This window comes from Novosphingobium rhizosphaerae, assembly GCF_050920675.1.
In the GTDB taxonomy this organism is placed as follows: Bacteria; Pseudomonadota; Alphaproteobacteria; order Sphingomonadales; family Sphingomonadaceae; genus Novosphingobium; species Novosphingobium rhizosphaerae.
Map to the genome: position 1 here is coordinate 525032 of NZ_CP137861.1, position 18424 is coordinate 543455.

Sequence of the window (18424 nt, forward strand, 5' to 3'; positions counted from 1 at the left end):
TTTTACCATGTCCGTCATCATTTCACGCAAGAAAATTATTGGGTCGGGAGTGGTGATTTGGTTGACACAGGGCGATTGACCATTTGTTATCGAAATACACGCTACGCTATGCTGCGGACTCGCTTCTGTGGCTCGTTCGGGGGTAATTGAATAGTGACCGAAGCAGATTTGCGCCCCCGCTGGGTGCGCGACCTTGTGCGCTTTCTGCCACTTAAGAGCCAGTTTGTACTGACCGGAAATGTGCGGGATCTGCAGATCCGCGCTGACGGCGAACGAGCTCATGCCGGATCGCTTGGCGATGTGCTCGCCGATGCACTTGGCCAGGCGGGCTACGATGACATTGTCCGCTACGATCCTGTTGCCGGCTTCTGTGACCTTACCGCTCTTGCAACCGGACGCGATCCCGATGCCGCGCTAACGCGTCTCGGGCTGACGCCCTCGGGTGGGAAAGCTGCCGGCGGTATCGATCTGCTTAACACCGTACTCCAGCGGCAGGCAGAGCTCGATGGACCGCCGCTCGCCCTGATTGTGGACTTTGCTTCCCGCCTGGTTGTCCGTAGTGATGCCTTGTCCGCTTCCGAGCAAAGCCTGTTCACCCGCGCGCTCGTCCTTGCCCAGACGGTGCAGCCGCGTCCGACGGGGCCCGAGCGCGCTCCACGCTTCAACACCGTCATATGGATCGCAGAGAAGGAAGGCGACCTGCCCGACTGGCTGCTGATCGACAATCCGCGCCTTCGCCATATCCCCATCGCGACGCCTGATCGCGCCGCACGCAGCTCGGTGGCCCCATCGCTCGTCCGTTCGATGCCAGGTGGGCGGGAGGCATCGGAAGAGGTTCTTGCAAAGGCGCGGGAGAACCTTGTCGATGTGACCGAGGGCATGCTTTTGATGGACCTCAACGCTGTGGTCCAGCTGGGACGGGCCGAACGGGTCGACGTGTCGGCGATCGGCGAAGCGGTCCGGCGCTACAAGGTTGGCGTAACCGAAGATGCCTGGCGCAAGATCGAGCGCCGCAGAATTCTCGAGGGAGCCGCTACGATCCGCAAGCGCGTCGTTGGCCAGGATCATGCGGTCACCCATATGATGGACATCGTGAAGCGCGCCGCGACTGGCATCGGGGGTGCGCGGCGCGGCAATCGGCCGCGCGGCATCGCGTTCCTTGCCGGCCCGACGGGCGTTGGCAAGACCGAGCTCGCCAAGTCGATGACGGAACTGCTCTTCGGCGACGAGAGCGCCTATATCCGCTTCGACATGTCGGAGTTCAGCGCCGAACATGCCGACCAGCGGCTGATCGGTGCGCCTCCCGGCTACGTCGGTTACGACGTCGGCGGGGAGCTCACCAATGCCGTCCGCGAGAAGCCGTTCAGCGTCGTCCTGTTCGATGAAATCGAGAAAGCCCACCCGCGCATTCTCGACAAATTCCTGCAGATCCTCGACGATGGTGTCCTGACGTCGGGCCGTGGTGACCGGGTCTATTTCTCCGAAGCCCTCATCATCTTCACGTCGAACCTGGGGATATACACCACCGGAGCAGACGGTGAACGGCGCGCCAATGTCACTGCGGACCAGCCCTTTGCGCAAGTGCAGGCGCGGGTGCGTGAAGGTATCGAGAACCACTTCAAGCTGGTCCTGAATCGGCCCGAAATCCTCAATCGCTTCGGCGAAAACGTGATCGTGTTCGATTTCATCCGGCCAGAGGTCGGCAATCGCATCTTTGAGTCCATGGTCCGCTCCGTCTGCGCGGATGCCCAAGCCTCGGGCCAGCAGGTGGATATCGCGTCGGAAGCTTTTGAGGCATTGCGAGGCCTGTGCGTTGCCGACCTGTCGAATGGCGGCCGCGGCATTCGCAACAAGATCGAGGCCCATCTCATCAATCCCCTGTCGCGCGCCCTGTTCGAACGGGACGGTCACGGCCCCGTCAGGATCACGAAGCTCGAGCACGGTGCCACCACGACGCTGACCCTGGAGGCAGCGTAATGCGCATGTTTCTGTCTCGCCTGCACTTTCCCGTCACAGCCCTTGGACCCGGCCGCCGCGTCGGACTCTGGTTCCAGGGCTGCAGCCTGCGTTGTCCAGGCTGCATTTCGGTCGATACCTGGGCCCACGGCGAAGGCGCCATCGAGACCGGGAAGATCATCGATCAGCTGGCATGCTTCGCCCGGGAAGCCGATGGTCTTACCGTCTCGGGCGGAGAGCCGTTCGAGCAACCCCATGCCCTGGCTGAAATCCTGAACGCGTGGCGGCGGTTGTCGGACAAGTCAGTGCTGGTCTTCTCAGGCCTCGAAATGGGCGTGATCGGACCTTGGCTCGACGCCAATGCCGGGCTCATCGATGCTATCATCACCGGGCCGTTTCGTTCCGAAGTTCCGCAGAGCCTGGCGCTTCGCGGCAGCGACAACCAGCGGTTGCACGTTCTCACGGACCTTGGCGCCGCATTTCTCCCCTATGACCGCCACGCGACAGACGGGGACCGGACGCTCGATGTGATGTTCGATGAGGATGGCGGCGCGTGGATGGCCGGCATCCCCGCACGTGGCGACCTGGCGCGGCTTCGCCGCACCCTCTCGGCGGCCGGCCACCAGGTTGTGACATCCGATATGCAGGGACGGTTCGCCGCATGATCCGCTTTTGTCCGAATTGCCAGACAGAGCGTTCGCTCGACGAGATGTTCTGCGAAGGTGAGCGGGACGGACATCCATGCGACTGGGATCTATCTTCCCTACCCATGAGGCCGGAAGGCTGGCGTCCCGAACAGGCAGTTGCGCCAGCTCCCGCTCGACCAGCAGGCGCCCGGTGTCTCAACGGCCATACGCTTGAGCCCGGCGACCTCATCTGCCCCGAATGCGGAGCCGACGCAGATGAAACGGTCGCTGACGGCTCGCCGCCGCCCTCGCCCACCGGCATCGGCGAACCGGGCCAATCCGGTAACCGCGATACGGCGACGGAATTGCCGTCGGTGCCAACTGCCATTGGCGAGTGGACGCTACTGCGGCGGGTCGAAACCGGGAGCCAGGTGCAGGAACGGTATGAGGCGGAGCGTGCATCCGATGGCCGCCGCGCGATCCTGGTGCTCTACGCGCAGGGCAGCGAACCCGACCCCGAAGTCTACGAGGTCCTGCGAACACTGGATCGCGATCACGTCCCCGAGGTGATTGAAACTGGTCGCTTTGGCGATCGGGTCTATGAGGTGTCCGAGGACCTGCGCGGTGGGAGCTTCGCTGACGTCGGCCTCGTTGCCGACGATCTGGCGACGCTTTCGACGATTGTGCTCGAGGTCGGCGGCGCACTTGCGGCACTGGCCGAATGCGGACTTCGCCACCGCGATCTCAATCCGGCCGCGATCATGGTGCGAACTCGCGAGCCCCTCGACCTGGTGATAACCGGCTTCGGCTCGGCCCGCTTATCGGACTATGACCTGGACATCGTCTCGCCGCTGGAGATCACACGCTACACCGCCCCTGAAGCCGTCGCAGGCGGGGTCGCTGCCGCAAGCGACTGGTGGAGCCTGGGGATGATCATTCTGGAGCAGGTGACGAGAGGCGCCTGCTTCGCGGGCGCGGATGACCAATCCTTCCTGATCAGCATCCTGACCAATGGCGCGCCGATCCCCGAAGACCTCGATCCCAGGGTCGACCTCCTCCTGAGTGGCCTGCTTGCCGCTGACCGCCGTTTGCGTTGGGGGTGGGATCAGGTTCAATCCTGGCTTGCCGGCGGTGCGCCCGACGCCGCGGGCCGCCGCAAACCTTACGAGGACGACGAAGCACAGCGCTCGATCACGCTTGGCGGGCGCCGGTTCTCTGGCCCCGCGCAGTACGCCCTGGCGGCAGCGGACCCCATCCATTGGGACGAAGCACTGTCCCAATTGCTGCGCGGCGACCTTGCGACCTGGATGGAAGAAGCCAAGCTCCATCCTGATCTGCGCCTGGAGATCCGCGAAATCGCTGCGCTTGATGGCGTCGCGCCTGACATTCGCCAGGCCCTGGCGCTCAAGACGCTCAATCCGGCAATGCCGCTGGTGGTCCGGGGTGAGATCATCACTCCGGGCTGGCTCGTCGACAACCCCGAAGATGGCTATGCCCTGATCACGGGACCGGTGCCCGACCGTCTCGAGCGGAGCGACGACGAAGTCTGGTTGGTGCGCCTCAAGCGTCGCGAGGCCCGTGTTCGCGAACGCGCACGGCATCTCGAGGTGGAGCTCGACGAGACCAAGCTCCAGGTGCTGGCTCTATCCACTTCGAAAGCCCGGCTTGCGGCGCTCTGGGAAGAACAGCGCCGGATTCTCCCCGATACCGACCATCCTGGCCTGCTCGCCATAATCGAACGCAAGGTAACGCAAGAAGAAGACTTGATCCTTCTCCTGGCTGCGGCAGCGTCACAATTCCGCAGTGCTGATGCAATCATCGACGAGGCCGAGACAGCGGCCAGGCGCGCGGGGCTAGATCAATTCGACCGCAATGATGCGCGAGAACGCCTGACAGTGGGTCCCGGCGCTCTTTTGGCTGAAATGGACGCGCGCGTCGAAGGCTTCGCGCGTTGCGGCATCGACCGGATCGATGATTGGGCAGACCAGTTTCGCCTCGAACGCAGGCTCCCTCTCGCGCGTACGCTCGCGCTGCTTTCCGTGCCCCTGGACCAGTGGAAGCAACCGCCTCGCCAGGCCTATGTCGCAACGCTTCTCGACTTCTTTGCCCGGCGTATCACGGGTGCGGTCATGCGGGGGCCGTTGACGCGCATGATCATCGGCAAGACGACGGCGCGTGTCGATTTGACAGAGTTGGACAGCCAGCGTCGTCCCGCCGCCGAGCTCCTGGACCATGTCCTGCTGCGCAATGACCAGCCGATCACGATCGACCCTGCGCCACTGACTGACGATCCACGCGTCGAGCGCCGGCTGCGCACCCTGCACGCGCATGCGACGCTGTATCGTCGGGATACCGGCATCGACGGCCTGTACCTCGGGTTTCCGTTCCTGGTCATGCAGGAGGCGCGCGCTTCTACTCGGCCTCGTATCGCGCCAATCCTCCTCTGGCCTGTCCGGCTGGTTCCGGAAGTGGGCGCCAGAGGGCGGATCTCGCTGTCGTTTGACCGGGATCGGGAAGAAGTAAGGCTGAACCCTGCGTTCGAAACGATGCTGGGGATGGAGCAGGCGGCGCGTTGGCGCGAGAAGGCGAACGAGTTACTAGGCCGCGCCAGCATCAACGCTGCCGAGGTCACCGAAGCGTTCCGCGATTTCGCGCAGGTCGAGCAACGCTCGCTATCCCCCTTACCCTCGAAGGATCTCAGAATCCGGCCGGGCGAAGATCGCGTGCGCTGCAGTGCAGCCCTGTTCCACCTTGGCTTTCTCGGCCAAGCGGTCATGGAGGACCTGCGGCAACTCAAGGCGCTACCGCCCGTTGGGACAAGCCTCGAAACCGCATTTCGGATCGGCGAGAGCGTAGAGCGGCCCGAGCGCAAACCGGTTGCCGAAGTCGATCGCTATTTTACCGCCGACAGCGATCCCTCCCAGGAAGCGGCCGTTCTCGATGCACGAACCGGTCGCGGGCTGTTGGTCGAGGGGCCGCCCGGAACGGGCAAGAGCCAGACCATCGTCAACATGGTTGCCGACGCGATCGGCACCGGCCGCAGCTTGCTGGTCGTTTGCCAAAAGCAGGCCGCGCTCGAAGTGGTTCACAAGCGGCTCGATGCCGCGGGGCTCGGCAACCGCGTCGTCATGGTCAATGACGTGAACAAGGATCGCGAACCGGTGATCCGGGCGGTTCGGGAGCAACTCGAGGAACTGTTCCGGCGTCCTGGCGGTGCTCTGTTCCTGCGCCAGCAGCGGAACCAGATCGCCGGTCGCATCGAGGTTCTGGAACACGAACTCGACAGCTATCACGAAGCCCTGCACGCCGAGGATCCGGCAACCGGCGTGTCCTACCGCGTTATCCTGGGGGAACTGGTTCGGCTCGCCCGCGAAGGCGACACACCGGCACTTCCATCCCTGCGCCAGGTCCTGGCAGGGGAAGACCCGGGAAGCCTCGCTGCGCTCGCCGAAACCTGCGCGCCGCTGTCTCGCCTATGGCTCCCGGCACGCTACGAGGGAAGCGCGCTCGCGCGCACAAAACCGTTTGCCGCTGACCCCGGCACGATCGATGCCTTCGGCTCAGATTTTCTAGCATTTTCAGCTAGCGAAAGCGAACGCGCTGCAGTCATTGGACGTACCCCCAATGCGCTTGTCATCGACAATCCGGAATCCTACCGCCGCTGGACAAACGAGCATAGTGCAGCGCTCCTGAAGCTGGATGACATCGAGCGGGAGCGACTTTCACGCTGGCTCGGCCAGCTTGCCGGTGCCGGGGAGAGGCCCCCTGCATCGACCGATGAGCACAAAGAGTTGACGGAGGTAGAGCGCAACCTGCTCCAGCTGCCCGCGGACGATGCGGCGCAGGATGCAGCTACCGTCGCAGAGAGCCTGTCGGAACAAGAACTGGCCAACTGGCTGCAGGTCTCCACCAGGCTGATGCAGCACCCCAGCTTCCTGGAGCGGCTATCACCGTCGCGATGGCTGGCATCCCGGCGCCTGAGCGGGTTTCTTGCTGAGCAGGGGCTTGAGGATGAGCAATCATTCAACGCAGCCCTTCACCGCGAGGTACGCCTGCGCCGGATCCGTGTTCGTCTCGCCGAGCTGACCGTCGGCCTCGGTGAGCCATCCGGCCATCTTGCGGGGCTTCGCGTGCCCCAGCTTCTCGAGGAGGCACGCAAGCTTCTGCGCGCGCTGTCTGAGACAGAAGCGGTCGTCGCAAGGCTCGAAGCCTATCCGGAGCGCGACACAGCCTTCGCAATGACACGCGCAAGAACCCGCTCGGCAGTCGAGGATCTGATAGACGGCATCGAGCAAGGCCTTGCCCGGCACACCGCGCGCAGCGAGTCGCTGGCGCGGCTCGCCCGTCTTCGCCTGTGGATGGACGAAGATTGGGTCGGCGAGGTCGAAGCGGCAATTGGAGCCGATGCGTCAAACGCCTCGCGCCTCGATGAAATGAGCGGCGCCCTGCCAAGCGTGGCTGCCTATCAGCGGTTTCGCCCTCGTGTCACGCAACTGGATGAGCGGGCCCTGGCGGTTTTCGGCGAGCTTGCGCGCATTCGGCCAAGACTGGAGAACCTGGCTGCGGCGGAGCTCGAACCCGTGGTCCGGCGGATCATCGCCAGCGAAGCACGGCTCGCGTGGAAAAACCGCATGGAGTCCGAAAGGCCCGTGTTGTTGCTCGAAGCCTACGAACTGGAGGCGAAAGCAAGCTCACTGGCGCAAGCTGACGGCGAGATGCGCGCGCTCAACCGCCGGCATCTGGTCGAGGGTTTCGATGCAAGCCATCTACGGCCCCTGCGCGAGTGGGAAGACATCACGCGCCTGCGCGGCCAGCGCGCCAAGCGTCTGCGCGAGTTCGTAGACAGGGGGGCAGACCTGGGGCTCATGAAGCTGCGGCCTGTGTGGCTGGTCAATCCCGATGTCGCGAGCCGGTTGTTGCCCTTGCGCAAGGCGCTGTTCGATACGGTCATCTTTGACGAGGCATCCCAGATGCCGATCGAGTATGCCCTTCCGACCCTCTATCGCAGCCGTAACATGATCGTTTCAGGCGACGAGAAGCAAATGCCACCGACCGCGTTTTTCACCAGTCGTGTGGAGAGCGACGAAGCCGACGTCTATGAAGGTCAGGACGCAGAGCAGGACCTTGACGACGAAGAGCGCGAGAGCGTCTCGGAAAGCTGGAACCGGCGCGAAATCAAGGATTGCCCGGATCTCCTTCAACTGGCGAAGACGGTCCTGCCGCCCACGACCCTGCAGATCCATTACCGTTCGGCCTATCGTGAACTGATCCAGTTCTCCAACGCCTCGTTCTACGTGAACAAGCTGAGCGTTCCTGCGCGCCATCCGGCCGACGAGATTCGCCGCGTGCGCCCGATCGAGGTGCTTCGCGCCGACGGCATCTACGAGGACCAGACCAATCGGACTGAGGCAGAACTGGTCGCGGCCAGCCTACGGCGCATCTGGCTCGAAGCAACGGGACCGATCCCAACGGTCGGGGTCGTCACGTTCAACCGCAAGCAAGCCGATCTTATCGAGGAAGTGCTCGAAGATCTCGCGGAACAGGATCCCGCCTTCCGTCAGGCGATTTCTAGGGAACGGGATCGTGTCGAGGGTGGCGAAGACATGGGTTTCTTCGTTAAGAACGTGGAGAATGTGCAAGGCGACGAGCGGGATGTGATCGTGTTCTCCTCGACGTTTGGCCGCAATGCCCAGGGTACGTTCCGCCGCAGCTTCGGTGTGTTGGGCCAGGCTGGTGGCGAGCGACGCCTCAACGTTGCCGTTACCCGCGCCCGGCAAAAGGTGCTTCTGGTCACCTCGATACCAGTGCCACTGATTTCGGACCTTTTGTCCACCCGCCGCCAGGCAAGCACGCCACGCGACTATCTGCAGGCATACTTCGAATATGCCCGCTGCATTTCGGAAGGTGAGCTCCATGCAGCGCGCGCCTTGCTGTCTCGGCTCACGCCGGAACAACGCAGCGCGCCCCCCCATGAAAAGCTGCAAGACGGCCTCGAAGAGGCGGTTGCCGAGGAAATCCGGGCGCTCGGGTGGGAGCCCTCACCAGTGAGCGAAGAGGGCGCGTTCGGCCTTGATTTCGCGATCGAAGACCCTCGCACCGGCCTTTATGGCATCGGCATCGAATGCGATGCCCCGCGCGATCCGCTGCTGGCGAATGCCCGCGCCCGCGAAATGTGGCGCCCGGCCGTCTTGCGCCGGTCGATCCCCGTGATCCATCGGGTCTCTTCCCACCGCTGGCATCATGAGCCGGCCATCGAGCGCGAGCGGCTACGCCGCGCCATTGTGAATGCAATGGGAGCAAAGTCATGAGCGGTCCCAAAGTGGTTCGGATCGTCACGCGCGAAGAGCTGATCGACATCTGCCAGGGGCATCTCGCTCGGGTTGACGCCGCCCTGGATCGATGGATCAGGGTGGGACAGCGAAACGATTGCGTGGACGAAGCTGCGATCGCCGCAACACGAGGGCGACGGGATAAGCTTGCAGCTCTCTTTGCTGCGGACCGGTTCATGGATCTCCAGAAGCAAGCGCCACTGGAAGAACAGTTCCTGGGCGACGACCTGGAGCACAGGTTGGCGCAGGCGGCCAGCGCCCAGGCTGCATCACGCTCCCGTGATCGCCTTGCTGCCGAAGCATCGGCAGCTGTTCTGTCAGCCCTGCGCAAGACCGGAAGCCCGATTGACGCAGAGTTGGAGAAGGGACTGCTGCGTGGGGACGCTGAGGCAACGAGCCGCGCGTTGCTTGCCCTGGCTCCTTCTTCCAGGCAGACGCTTGACCGCGAACTTGTCGAAAAGCTTCGACCTGGCGAAAGCACGAGATCATTTGCCGAATGGTTGGCAACGTCCGCCCAAGAAGAACCCGATCCGGCGTTGGCTAGAGTCGCCCTGCGCATAGCGCAGATCCGTCAGATCGATCCGTCCGCAGTCCGGCCAGACTGGCACGAACGGCTCGCCGATGCGCAATCGGCCGCGCGCGGACGCCGGAATCTTTTGATGGACGCACTGGAGGTAGAGACCGGGCGCGGCCTGACAGTGGCCCGTGAACGCGCCGATGCCTTGGCCGCGCTCGAGGCCACTGTCGCGCAGGCGCGCGCAGCGGGGATCGATGCAGATGTCTGGCTGGAAAGCATCGATGCGTTGTCGGTCGACGAAGCCAAGACAAGGATAGCGGCAGCCGAGGTCGCTCTGCAGGAACAGCGCAAATCCGTGGCTGTGGCGGCCAGCCGCAAGGCGTTGCTGTCTGCGCTCGGCGATCTTGGCTACGAGTTGTCCGAAGGCATGATGACAGCCTGGGCGACGGAAGGGCGCCTTGTCCTGCGCAGTGGCTCCCGTCCCGACTATGGCGTTGAAGTGAGCGGCGCCGACCGCGTGCAGATGAAACCGGTCGCTTTCGAGCGCGGCGGCGTCGGCCCCGACGCTGCCCGCGACCGCGACGCCGAAACGATCTGGTGCGGCGACGTATCGCGATTGCAGGCGAACTTGTCTGAACAAGGCGGGGCGCTTCAGATCGAGCGTGCCTTGCCAATCGGCGCCGTTCCGCTGAAGCGCGTGGCAATTGCCACCAGCGGCGATGAAACCCGCGCCAGCGCACCGACTCTCAAGTCGAAGAATCTGCCCTGATCAGGGGCGTCGATGTATTGTGCGGTAGGTTTCCGGAGCCTGAAACCCGAACGCCCACAGGCCGCGCCGCGCCCGCCGGGCCCTGCTTTCCGGCAGGACATAGGCGTTGCTGTAGCGCCGATAAGCGATCGCCCAGCCGGCTTCGACGATTGCCGCCCCTAGATCAGTGCCTCCAACGTTGCACTTGGCGAGCAGACGGCCATAACGATCGCGCTTGGTGGGCAGACATTGGACGATTCGCCCTTTGACAAACTGCTCGAGCCATTGCGAGGCCATTATGCCGCAGGCGACCCGGCGTTCAGGTCCACAGCGTTGGGTCTGCTCGGGCGCATCGATGCCGACAAGACGGACACGTTCCGAGCCGACACGCAGCGTATCGCCGTCGACGACCATCATTGGCCCGGAAATCAACGCTTGCGAGGCAAGCAACGCCATCAAGATACCCATTGGCGCTGTCCTGTGGGCAATGATGCCGTATAGATCAATGACGAGATTCTGGATGAGGGGGCAACGTTGGTTACAAGCCGACAAGTCACGCGCGGTGTTATCCGCACAATGCGCGCCATGGATCGTAATGCAAAGCAGGCTCAGCGCCGACGACTAGCCTACCAGAAGGTGCTTGAACGTGAAGCCATGCTGGAGGCAGCAGGCGAGGCGGTACGGGAATACGAGGAGATGATCGATGCGCTTGTCGGAGCGCACCGCGTCTCTGTTCCTCGGCAGAATTGGGCCACAAAGGCCGCCCTGCCCCTGTCCGCCCTGCCGGCAAGGGCCAGCACCGCCGAGAACGAAGCGAAGACCGCGCTCGCAAATTATCGCCCATCCTGGTTCACCAAGGTGCTGAAGCGCCAGGAGAAGGTGCGACAACTCCTCGAAGATGCAATCGATCGGGCACGAGTTCGTGATGATCAGGCTCATTTTGCCCGCGTGCAGGAAGTCGAAGACCGCAATGCAGACATTCGTCGGGCGCAGCGTGTGCTGGCGCTCGAGCAGGATGCGTTGATCGAGGCCCTGGAGGACCATTCTTCGCTCGATGACCTGCCGTTCAGCATCGAGGGCCTCGATACCCTGTTCATCGGAACACGGGTAATAGCGGTCGTCGAAGGCTTGGATCTGGAAGACATTCCCGCAGAGAGCGTATCGCTACTCAAATCCGGCAAGGCTTCGGTCAAGGCCATTCCAGTCGGGCGACGGTACGAATTGCACCGCGAAGCCATCTGTTCGGCCGCAGTGCGTGCGGCTTTGGAGTACCTCGCCATTCTTCCCCTGGACGAGGTCGAAGTCGTGATGCTGGCCGATCTTCTCGATCGCGCAAGCGGGCATATCCTGGCGCAGCCCGTGCTTTACCTTCGCACGACATCGCAGGCGCTCCGCGCGGTGAACTTGGAGCGAGCCGAGGCAGCTGCGTTGGTCGAACGCCTCGGTGGGCATTTTGATTGGACGAAGCGCGACGGATTCAGGCCAATCAATCCAGCGGCTTTCGGGATCGAACTTCCCTAACCAAGTATAACACTCCGCTCATCTTCTACCGCCTAAGATATCCGTGAAACCGAGCCATAAAGCGCAAAACAAGATGTTTAGGGGGTGGAGCGTCGGCATCCCAAGCACTCTTTCGTTTACCGTGGTCGCGAGTAATTGAATGACGAGAACTGGCCGACAGCATAAGAACCGCACCTAGTCGGCGGGGCGGCATGACTGCCACGCGCCCGAAGCCGAGGCGAATGCAAGCCCCCAGCAAACGCTCGGAATAATCGCGCAGACTTAGCCAATCGCTCACACTACCGTTGACGCCCACAGAAATACAAAGTTCAGCCAGCGGCGTCTAATGACCTTCGTCAGAATATATGCCTTTTAAATATAATTCAGTCTTGACTTATACTGATCCTACGTGGAGCATAATCAGATGATAATGCCGATTCTCAAAATTCAGGTAGAAAGTGCGCGGCATTAACTTTTTGAGCTCAAAAGGGAGAGGATCCATGGCACTTAAACCAGGGCCAAAGCCGATAGCAAAATCAACAGGGAAACCGGATCAGCGCCGCCGTGATAATAAAACCACACCAGGGAATACGCCGTCCCTTAAACCTAGCAAATCTAGCGAACCTCCGAAAAAGAAATGAAATATTTCTCCTGTAAATATGCTCCACCAAGCCGTGCATGCCTGTCATTTTTGCGCTGGGTAACGTTCGGTCCATGGTTCGATCATCGCCGGCAACTTATCTAAATGAACCAACGTCAGCCACGGTGTCGTGACCGGATAGGCCAATTATGATGTAAAAATTGCGATAACCGCCACCGAAATGCCGACGATTGCCGCCGCCTTCATTGCTGAAGTTCAGAGGCCCTGGCTGCTGCGTCGGAACCAACCGTACGTTCACCTCTATCGCGGTGCAGGGGAATGCCGGGGCCAGGGACTTTCCAGCCGCCCCCAATAACGCCGACTAAAGTCGGCTTTCGAAAGAAGCTGACCTGCTGACGTAACGCGTTTTCAGTCATCCGATACGGACAGGCCCGCCAAAAGCGGCGCGTACAAGGCGAGCCTATGCGAGACGAAGTCGTTGAAGAGCCGCACGCGCTTCGTCTTGCGCGCTTCCCCCTGCGTAAGAAGCCAGAGCATTGCCTGTTCTCTCGGTTCGACGCCCGGAACCCTGACCAACAGGTGATCGGCATCTCCGACGAAACACGGCAGTCTGGTGATCCCTATCCCTTGCCTTACCGCAGCGATCTGAGCGTCAGGATCCGTTGTCCGGAACGGGGTCCCTGTTGCGCGGAACTCGCCCGCGTCGGCCCAATTCGGAAGGCCATGACTGTCGACGACGATCGGTCGGATGGGGTCGAGCGCGCCCGAGCGCCAGCTGGCCAGGCGGTCGCGGGCCATGTAGACGCATGCGGACAGGTTCGGCCCCTTCAGGCCGTGAAGATTGAGCGGCAGTTTCTCGCGATTGGAGACCATGCGGATCGCGACATCGGCCTCCCGGTTGGTCAGATTCGCCACCTCCCCGGTCGACAGGATCTCGATCTCGATACCGGGATGCAGGCGCGCGAATTCGGCGAGATCGGGCATGAGCAGCCGACTGGCAAGAAACGGCGGCATCGTGACCCGCAGAAGCCCTCGCGCACTCTGGTCGCGCGCGAGCACGCGCGTCTCCAACTGGTGCGAGGAAGCTTCCATCTCGCCAGCCAGCTCGAGCACCTCTTCGCCCGCAGCTGTCAGTCGATAACCCGACGGCAGCTTTTCGAACATCTGCGCGCCGAGGCGATCTTCCAGGTTGCCGATGCGCCGCAGCACGGTCGCGTGGTTGACCCCGAGATGCTTGGCGGCTGCCCGTACCGAGCCTTTGCGCGCGGCGGCGAGAAAATAGCGGACGTCATCCCAGTCGATCATGGTGCATTCCTGCGCCAGGCCACGTATTTTTCAAAGCGCCATTATTGCGATCTCGGCAATGAGATCGACGATATATCGGACCTATACAAGATAACCGGATCGTTTTCACACCAGTGATGTGCGCTTTTGCGCACTCACTGTCTGACTTTGGCGAGCCCATGTTGCGCCTTGCAAGAGACCACCACGAACGGTCGAGGCCTCAAGCGCCAAACGCAGGATAGACGATATGACAAGATTGGATGGAAAGACCGCGGTAATTACCGGCGGCGCAAGCGGCATCGGGCTCGCGGCTGCAAAGCGCTTCGTCGAGGAAGGCGCCTTCGTCTTCCTCTTCGGCCGCCGGCAGGACGCGCTCGACAACGCCGTGGCCGAACTTGGGCCTGACGCCCGCGCAGTGAAAGGTTCGGTATCGAATGAGGCCGACCTCGACCGACTGTATGCGACGGTGAAGGCCAAGCGCGGAACGCTGGACATCGTCTTCGCCAATGCCGGCACGGGCAGCATGCTAAAGCTCGGCGAGATCACGGCGGCACACATCGACGAGACTTTCGATACCAATGTGAAGGGTGCGATCTTCACCGTTCAGAAGGCGCTGCCGCTGATGGGCAAGGGCGGCTCGATCATCCTGACAGGATCGAGCGCAGGCACCACCGGCGCTCCGGCGATGACCGCCTACAGCGCAAGCAAGGCCGCTGTACGCAACCTTGCGCGGACCTGGGCGGAAGACCTCAAGGGCACCGGCATCCGGGTCAACGTGCTGTCGCCCGGAGCGGTGGCGACCGAACTCGCCACGGCCGCGCTCGGAGCGGATGGGGTCAAGGCCTACGGCGCGATGACGGCCTTCCAGCGCATGAGCGATCCGTCGGAGCAAGCGGCTGCCGCCGCCTTCCTGGCATCGGATGACAGCAGCTTCATGACCGGCAGCGAAGTCGCGGTCGACGGCGGCCTGGCGCAACTCTGACCTGGCGCGTGTCTCGCGCATGCGACCCACAGAAATCAAAGGAACAACTGTCATGAAAAAGCTGGAAGGCAAGATTGCCGTCATCACGGGCGGAAGCAGCGGGATCGGGTTGGCCACGGCCAAGCGCTTCATCGAGGAAGGCGCGCAGGTCGTGATCACGGGACGGCGGGAAAAGGAACTGACGGAGGCAGCGGCCGTCCTGGGTGGAAACGTCACAACGGTCGCAGGCGACGTCTCCAGCCTGGAAGATCTCGACCGGCTCTATGCCGTCGTGAAAGAAAAGCACGGCCATGTCGATATTCTCTTCGCGAATGCCGGTGCGGGAACGGTCGCGCCGCTCGAGGCAGCGTCGGAAGCCCATTTCGACCAAACATTCGATGTGAATGTGAAGGGACTGTTCTTCACGGTCCAGAAGGCCCTTCCGCTCTTCAGGGACGGGGGCTCGATCATCCTGACGTCGTCCGTTTCCAACATCATGGGGTTGCCCGCCTTCAGCGCCTATGCCGCGAGCAAGGCGGCGGTGCGAAGCTTCGCACGCGCCTGGACGCTGGAACTGAAGGATCGCAATATCCGCGTGAATGCGATGAGCCCCGGCCCCATCGATACGCCGGCGTTGGCCACGACGACAGGCCTGACGACCGAGCAGGCGGAACAGGCGGCGGCCCAGTTTGCTTCCCAGATTCCGATGGGTCGCAGGGGTGAGCCGGAGGAAATCGCTGCTGCCGTCAGCTTCCTCGCGTCCGACGAGGGCTCTTTCATCACCGGAATCGACCTCGCGGTCGATGGCGGCATGGCCCAGGTCTGACCGGGCACAACGCAAGACAGGAGACGCAGCATGGGTAGCGAAGCAAGCATCCAGACGGTGAAGGCCTTCTTCGCCGCGATCGGCGATGGCGACCGGGACGGTCTGCTAGCGCTTGTGGCCGAGGATAGTGAGTGGATCATCCCGGGCGAGGGCTGGCCGCTGGCGGGCACGCATCGCGGTCACGCGGGCATTGCGAACGTGCAGAGGATGGCAGCCGAGGAGTTAGAGACGACCTATCCAAGGCCGCCGGAAATAATCGCGCTCGCAGACCGGGTGTTCGTCGTCGGCATCGCGACGGGAAAGATCAAGGCCACGGGCAGGTCGTTCAACGATGAATGGGTTTTCGACATCACTGTCCACGACGGCAAGGTGACGCGCATCCAGGAATATATCGACACGCAGGCGTTGGCACTGGCGTCGCGAAAGACCAACCAGGCGTAGGGAGATGATGATGGACGACCAATCCAGGCTTTCAGAACTGATCCGCTTCTCACGGGTTGAAACCGGCGCGACCGTGATCGACGTCTTCCCCGGTGCGGGCGACTGGACTCGCCGCTTCTCTGACATCGTCGGCCCGAAGGGACGCGTTTACAGCTTTGTGCCGGCCGAGGTCGCTCACTTCGAGAGCGATCCGTTCGGCAAGATGCAGGCGCTTGCGAAAGAAGGGGGTCGGGATAACGTCGAGGCCGTTTCGGCAGACCTTGTGGCTATGCCGGACGTCACGCAGCCCGCAGATATACTGTGGCTGCATCTGTTCTATCATGACCTTCATACCAAGCTGATCCAGGCAAAGGGCGCAACGGCACAGGCGTTCAATCGCGCGGTCTTCGAACGGCTCAAGCCCGGCGGCGCCTATGTCATCGTTGATCACGCCGCTGCAGGCGGGACCGGTACGCGGGATGCTCAATCGCTGCATCGGATCGACCCGGCTGCTGTTCGCGATGAGGTAGAGGCGGCCGGCTTCGTCCTCGACGCGGAAATGGCCGCCCTGGCCAACGATGCCGATCCGCGTTCGGCCAAGGCGTTTGACCCATCGATAAAAGGGCAAACTGACCGTTTCGCATTTCTCTTCGTAAAGCCCTGATGAAAAAGGGTCCTTCAAGAGGTCTGCAGGCGCTAACGACCGCTAATGCGGAAACCGGACAATCAGCCGAGCGGTGTTGAACGACCGGATCTGGTCGCGAGCCGCCGCGAAAGCCGTCGTTCCCAAGGCCGGATACCGACAGCGAAACCGCGCCTTCGTTTATCTCAAGAAGCGAGGCTGCGAATAACCGGTTGTGCAATCTCTGCGCGTAGGCCGAGCCGGCGGGAAAGTTAGGGGGAGCGGATGCTCCCATTTTTGTTTGAAAATCTATCGCACATATGGAAGGCGTTCGTTCCGAACCAGACAATCGAGGGGCCAATCGGGCGTGACCAGTGGATATCAATGCTCGATATGTGGTCAGCACCACGATGGTCTTCTCACTGATCAAGCGTACAAGCTTCCCGATGCGGTTTGGGCCATCCCCGAGGATGATCGAGCTGAAAGGGCGCGCTTCAACTCTGATCTTTGCCAAATGGGAGAGCGTTATTTCATCCGCTGCGTATTGGGCGTCCCCTTCACCGAAAGCGAAGGGGAATTTGCGTGGGGCGCTTGGGCTGAAGTCGATTGGTCGATCTTTGAGCGCTATCTTGAGCTGTATGATGAAGATGGTAGTAGCGAGCCACCAAAGGACGGCATTCTCGCGAATGACCTGCCGCCGTATCCCTCTTCGATTGGCAGCCCTGTGAAAATTCAATTCCGCGACCCAACCAAGAGGCCGAGGCTGTCGCTATTGTCAGAAGACTTCAGTCTGCTCGCGGATGAGCAGCGGAGGGGCATCGATGCCAAGCGCTGGCATGATATTCTCGCGCTGTGTTGATCGGTAGGCATGTCCGCTAAGTTATCGTGTCCGGATAGGCCGATTTTGGCGCTGGTGTGGCGACAGGCGACGCAGGCGCGTTAGCGCGGCGCTCGGGCGATTGCCGCCTTCAAAGGCGTCACTCCGCGCTCCAAATCGCAAAACTCAAACCCGCCTTACATTCATCGGCTGCCAATAGGGGGCGGAAAGGCAGAATGCCGCATTCAGTTAGCGCCACCCGTCGTTAATAAGGTCCTGTTCAAGAGACGGATCAGCCCCAGACCTGCCGCTTCTGGTTCTGCCGCCCGTTCAAATAGTGCCGATCGCGGGGCAGCCTCATCCCCGATGACCAGAGTTGCGATGGTGTAGCCCTGAGCGGCGAGGCGCCGTTCCGTCTCTTCCAGATGCCGGGCCAATAGGGACCTGTCTTCGTTCGCATGGAGCGTGGAGTCATCCACAGGGCAACGATCGGAGACAAGGCAGATGACCCGGCGAGACCATTTCTGTCCATCAAGCCTGCCTGCAGCCCAAGCAAGTGCTTCGCCATCGATGTTCTCGTGGAGCAGATCCTGACGCAAAGCCATGCGCAGGTGCCATGGCCGACTGTGACCCCGCCCGGCCTCTCCGTAAACAATATGCCGCAAGTCACAGAGGCGACCAGGGTTGCGCGGCCTTCCTGCCCAGCGCCAAGCCTTACGCGACTTACCTCCCCGCCAGCTTGCGGTGGTAAAGCCCAGAATCTCCGTGGTGACCCCAGCATGGGTCAACGCATCCACAGCCCCTTCGACCGCCAACACGGCGGCCATCATCCGCAAGCCGCGCATCGAGCCGGAATGGTCGATCAAGAAGGAAACTACCGTCTTTAGGCGGTCCTCTTCGGTCAACCCCTGTCTGAGCTCGCGAACAAGTGCAGCGCCAGCGGCCCCGATCTCGACCCGCTCGGCCATGAACAGCGTATCAAACCGCTGATTGGCCTCTTGGAAGCTGCGTTTCTGGTCAGACGACATAGCTTTGTTCAGAGCAGATAGATCGTCCTTACCCAGCACCTCATCGAATGCCGTAGTGAAAACCCGATAGTTGCCAGCGTCGAGCTCGGGCCCACTGAACCTGCGCTTCAACCCAAGGATGACCGACGATAAGTCCCCGAACATGCAACACTCCGAATTGGAGTTCGTAGATTTGGCCTATTATCAAGC

At 62.0% G+C, this 18424-nt stretch carries 13 protein-coding genes; 10 read left to right on the top strand and 3 right to left on the bottom strand.

All coding sequences use genetic code 11. The features are described 5' to 3' along the window. The first annotated feature begins 153 nt into the window (after positions 1 to 153). Genes R9J51_RS02495 through R9J51_RS02510 form a run of 4 tightly spaced genes read left to right on the top strand, consistent with a single transcriptional unit; the run spans position 154 to position 10197 of the window. Positions 154 to 1977, top strand: coding sequence for an AAA family ATPase (locus tag R9J51_RS02495; RefSeq protein WP_218843529.1), 1824 nt, complete (start codon positions 154 to 156; stop codon positions 1975 to 1977). Beyond that, positions 1977 to 2621 carry a 4Fe-4S single cluster domain-containing protein gene (locus tag R9J51_RS02500; protein ID WP_179505777.1) on the top strand — a complete coding sequence of 215 codons (645 nt, stop codon included), beginning with the start codon at positions 1977 to 1979 and terminating at the stop codon, positions 2619 to 2621. Before R9J51_RS02495 ends, R9J51_RS02500 begins: the two co-directional genes overlap by 1 nt. Further along, positions 2618 to 8890, top strand: a complete 6273-nt coding sequence (locus R9J51_RS02505) for an AAA domain-containing protein (RefSeq protein WP_179505778.1) — start codon at positions 2618 to 2620, stop codon at positions 8888 to 8890. The genes R9J51_RS02500 and R9J51_RS02505 overlap by 4 nt, the downstream gene beginning before the upstream one ends. Further along, positions 8887 to 10197, top strand: coding sequence for a hypothetical protein (locus R9J51_RS02510; protein ID WP_179505779.1), 1311 nt, complete (start codon positions 8887 to 8889; stop codon positions 10195 to 10197). Before R9J51_RS02505 ends, R9J51_RS02510 begins: the two co-directional genes overlap by 4 nt. On the opposite strand, the gene R9J51_RS02515 is transcribed toward R9J51_RS02510, so the two are convergent. Then, positions 10198 to 10644 (bottom strand): thermonuclease family protein, encoded by a 447-nt coding sequence (locus R9J51_RS02515; protein ID WP_179505780.1) that lies wholly within the window; start codon positions 10642 to 10644, stop codon positions 10198 to 10200. Between the two features lie 117 nt (positions 10645 to 10761). On the opposite strand from R9J51_RS02515, the gene R9J51_RS02520 reads away from it, so the two are divergent. Next, positions 10762 to 11697 carry a hypothetical protein gene (locus tag R9J51_RS02520; protein WP_179505781.1) on the top strand — a complete coding sequence of 312 codons (936 nt, stop codon included), beginning with the start codon at positions 10762 to 10764 and terminating at the stop codon, positions 11695 to 11697. Between the two features lie 988 nt (positions 11698 to 12685). On the opposite strand, the gene R9J51_RS02525 is transcribed toward R9J51_RS02520, so the two are convergent. Further along, complete coding sequence (locus tag R9J51_RS02525) at positions 12686 to 13582, bottom strand: LysR family transcriptional regulator (protein WP_179505782.1); 897 nt, start codon at positions 13580 to 13582, stop codon at positions 12686 to 12688. Between the two features lie 226 nt (positions 13583 to 13808). Here R9J51_RS02525 and R9J51_RS02530 point away from each other — a divergent pair, with 226 nt between their 5' ends. From R9J51_RS02530 to R9J51_RS02550, 5 genes are all read left to right on the top strand, one after another. Beyond that, positions 13809 to 14543 carry an SDR family oxidoreductase gene (locus tag R9J51_RS02530; protein ID WP_179505783.1) on the top strand — a complete coding sequence of 245 codons (735 nt, stop codon included), beginning with the start codon at positions 13809 to 13811 and terminating at the stop codon, positions 14541 to 14543. Positions 14544 to 14595: 52 nt separating this feature from the next. After that, the gene (locus tag R9J51_RS02535; protein ID WP_179505784.1) at positions 14596 to 15348 is read left to right on the top strand and encodes a glucose 1-dehydrogenase; all 753 of its coding nucleotides are present in this window, start codon (positions 14596 to 14598) and stop codon (positions 15346 to 15348) included. 30 nt (positions 15349 to 15378) lie between these two features. Continuing rightward, positions 15379 to 15789: a nuclear transport factor 2 family protein gene (locus R9J51_RS02540; RefSeq protein WP_179505785.1), complete on the top strand. Its 411-nt coding sequence runs from the start codon at positions 15379 to 15381 to the stop codon at positions 15787 to 15789. A gap of 4 nt (positions 15790 to 15793) precedes the next feature. Further along, a complete protein-coding gene (locus R9J51_RS02545; RefSeq protein ID WP_432787791.1) occupies positions 15794 to 16432 on the top strand; it encodes a class I SAM-dependent methyltransferase in 639 nt (212 codons plus the stop codon). Between the two features lie 325 nt (positions 16433 to 16757). Then, positions 16758 to 17249 carry a DUF2199 domain-containing protein gene (locus R9J51_RS02550; protein ID WP_179505786.1) on the top strand — a complete coding sequence of 164 codons (492 nt, stop codon included), beginning with the start codon at positions 16758 to 16760 and terminating at the stop codon, positions 17247 to 17249. Between the two features lie 203 nt (positions 17250 to 17452). Here the strand turns inward: R9J51_RS02550 and R9J51_RS02555 are convergent, their stop codons facing one another. Next, the gene (locus R9J51_RS02555; protein WP_218847437.1) at positions 17453 to 18379 is read right to left on the bottom strand and encodes a cobaltochelatase CobT-related protein; all 927 of its coding nucleotides are present in this window, start codon (positions 18377 to 18379) and stop codon (positions 17453 to 17455) included. Positions 18380 to 18424: the final 45 nt, after the last annotated feature.

Excerpts from the sequence above, each read along its gene's own strand:
- R9J51_RS02520 (WP_179505781.1), top strand. The coding sequence starts at position 10,762 with ATGGATCGTAATGCAAAGCAGGCTCAGCGCCGACGACTAGCCTACCAG.
- R9J51_RS02505 (WP_179505778.1), top strand. The coding sequence starts at position 2,618 with ATGATCCGCTTTTGTCCGAATTGCCAGACAGAGCGTTCGCTCGACGAG.
- R9J51_RS02510 (WP_179505779.1), top strand. The coding sequence starts at position 8,887 with ATGAGCGGTCCCAAAGTGGTTCGGATCGTCACGCGCGAAGAGCTGATC.
- R9J51_RS02545 (WP_432787791.1), top strand. The coding sequence starts at position 15,794 with ATGATGATGGACGACCAATCCAGGCTTTCAGAACTGATCCGCTTCTCA.
- R9J51_RS02540 (WP_179505785.1), top strand. The coding sequence starts at position 15,379 with ATGGGTAGCGAAGCAAGCATCCAGACGGTGAAGGCCTTCTTCGCCGCG.
- R9J51_RS02515 (WP_179505780.1), bottom strand. The coding sequence starts at position 10,644 with ATGGGTATCTTGATGGCGTTGCTTGCCTCGCAAGCGTTGATTTCCGGG.
- R9J51_RS02530 (WP_179505783.1), top strand. The coding sequence starts at position 13,809 with ATGACAAGATTGGATGGAAAGACCGCGGTAATTACCGGCGGCGCAAGC.
- R9J51_RS02555 (WP_218847437.1), bottom strand. The coding sequence starts at position 18,379 with ATGTTCGGGGACTTATCGTCGGTCATCCTTGGGTTGAAGCGCAGGTTC.
- R9J51_RS02500 (WP_179505777.1), top strand. The coding sequence starts at position 1,977 with ATGCGCATGTTTCTGTCTCGCCTGCACTTTCCCGTCACAGCCCTTGGA.
- R9J51_RS02535 (WP_179505784.1), top strand. The coding sequence starts at position 14,596 with ATGAAAAAGCTGGAAGGCAAGATTGCCGTCATCACGGGCGGAAGCAGC.
- R9J51_RS02525 (WP_179505782.1), bottom strand. The coding sequence starts at position 13,582 with ATGATCGACTGGGATGACGTCCGCTATTTTCTCGCCGCCGCGCGCAAA.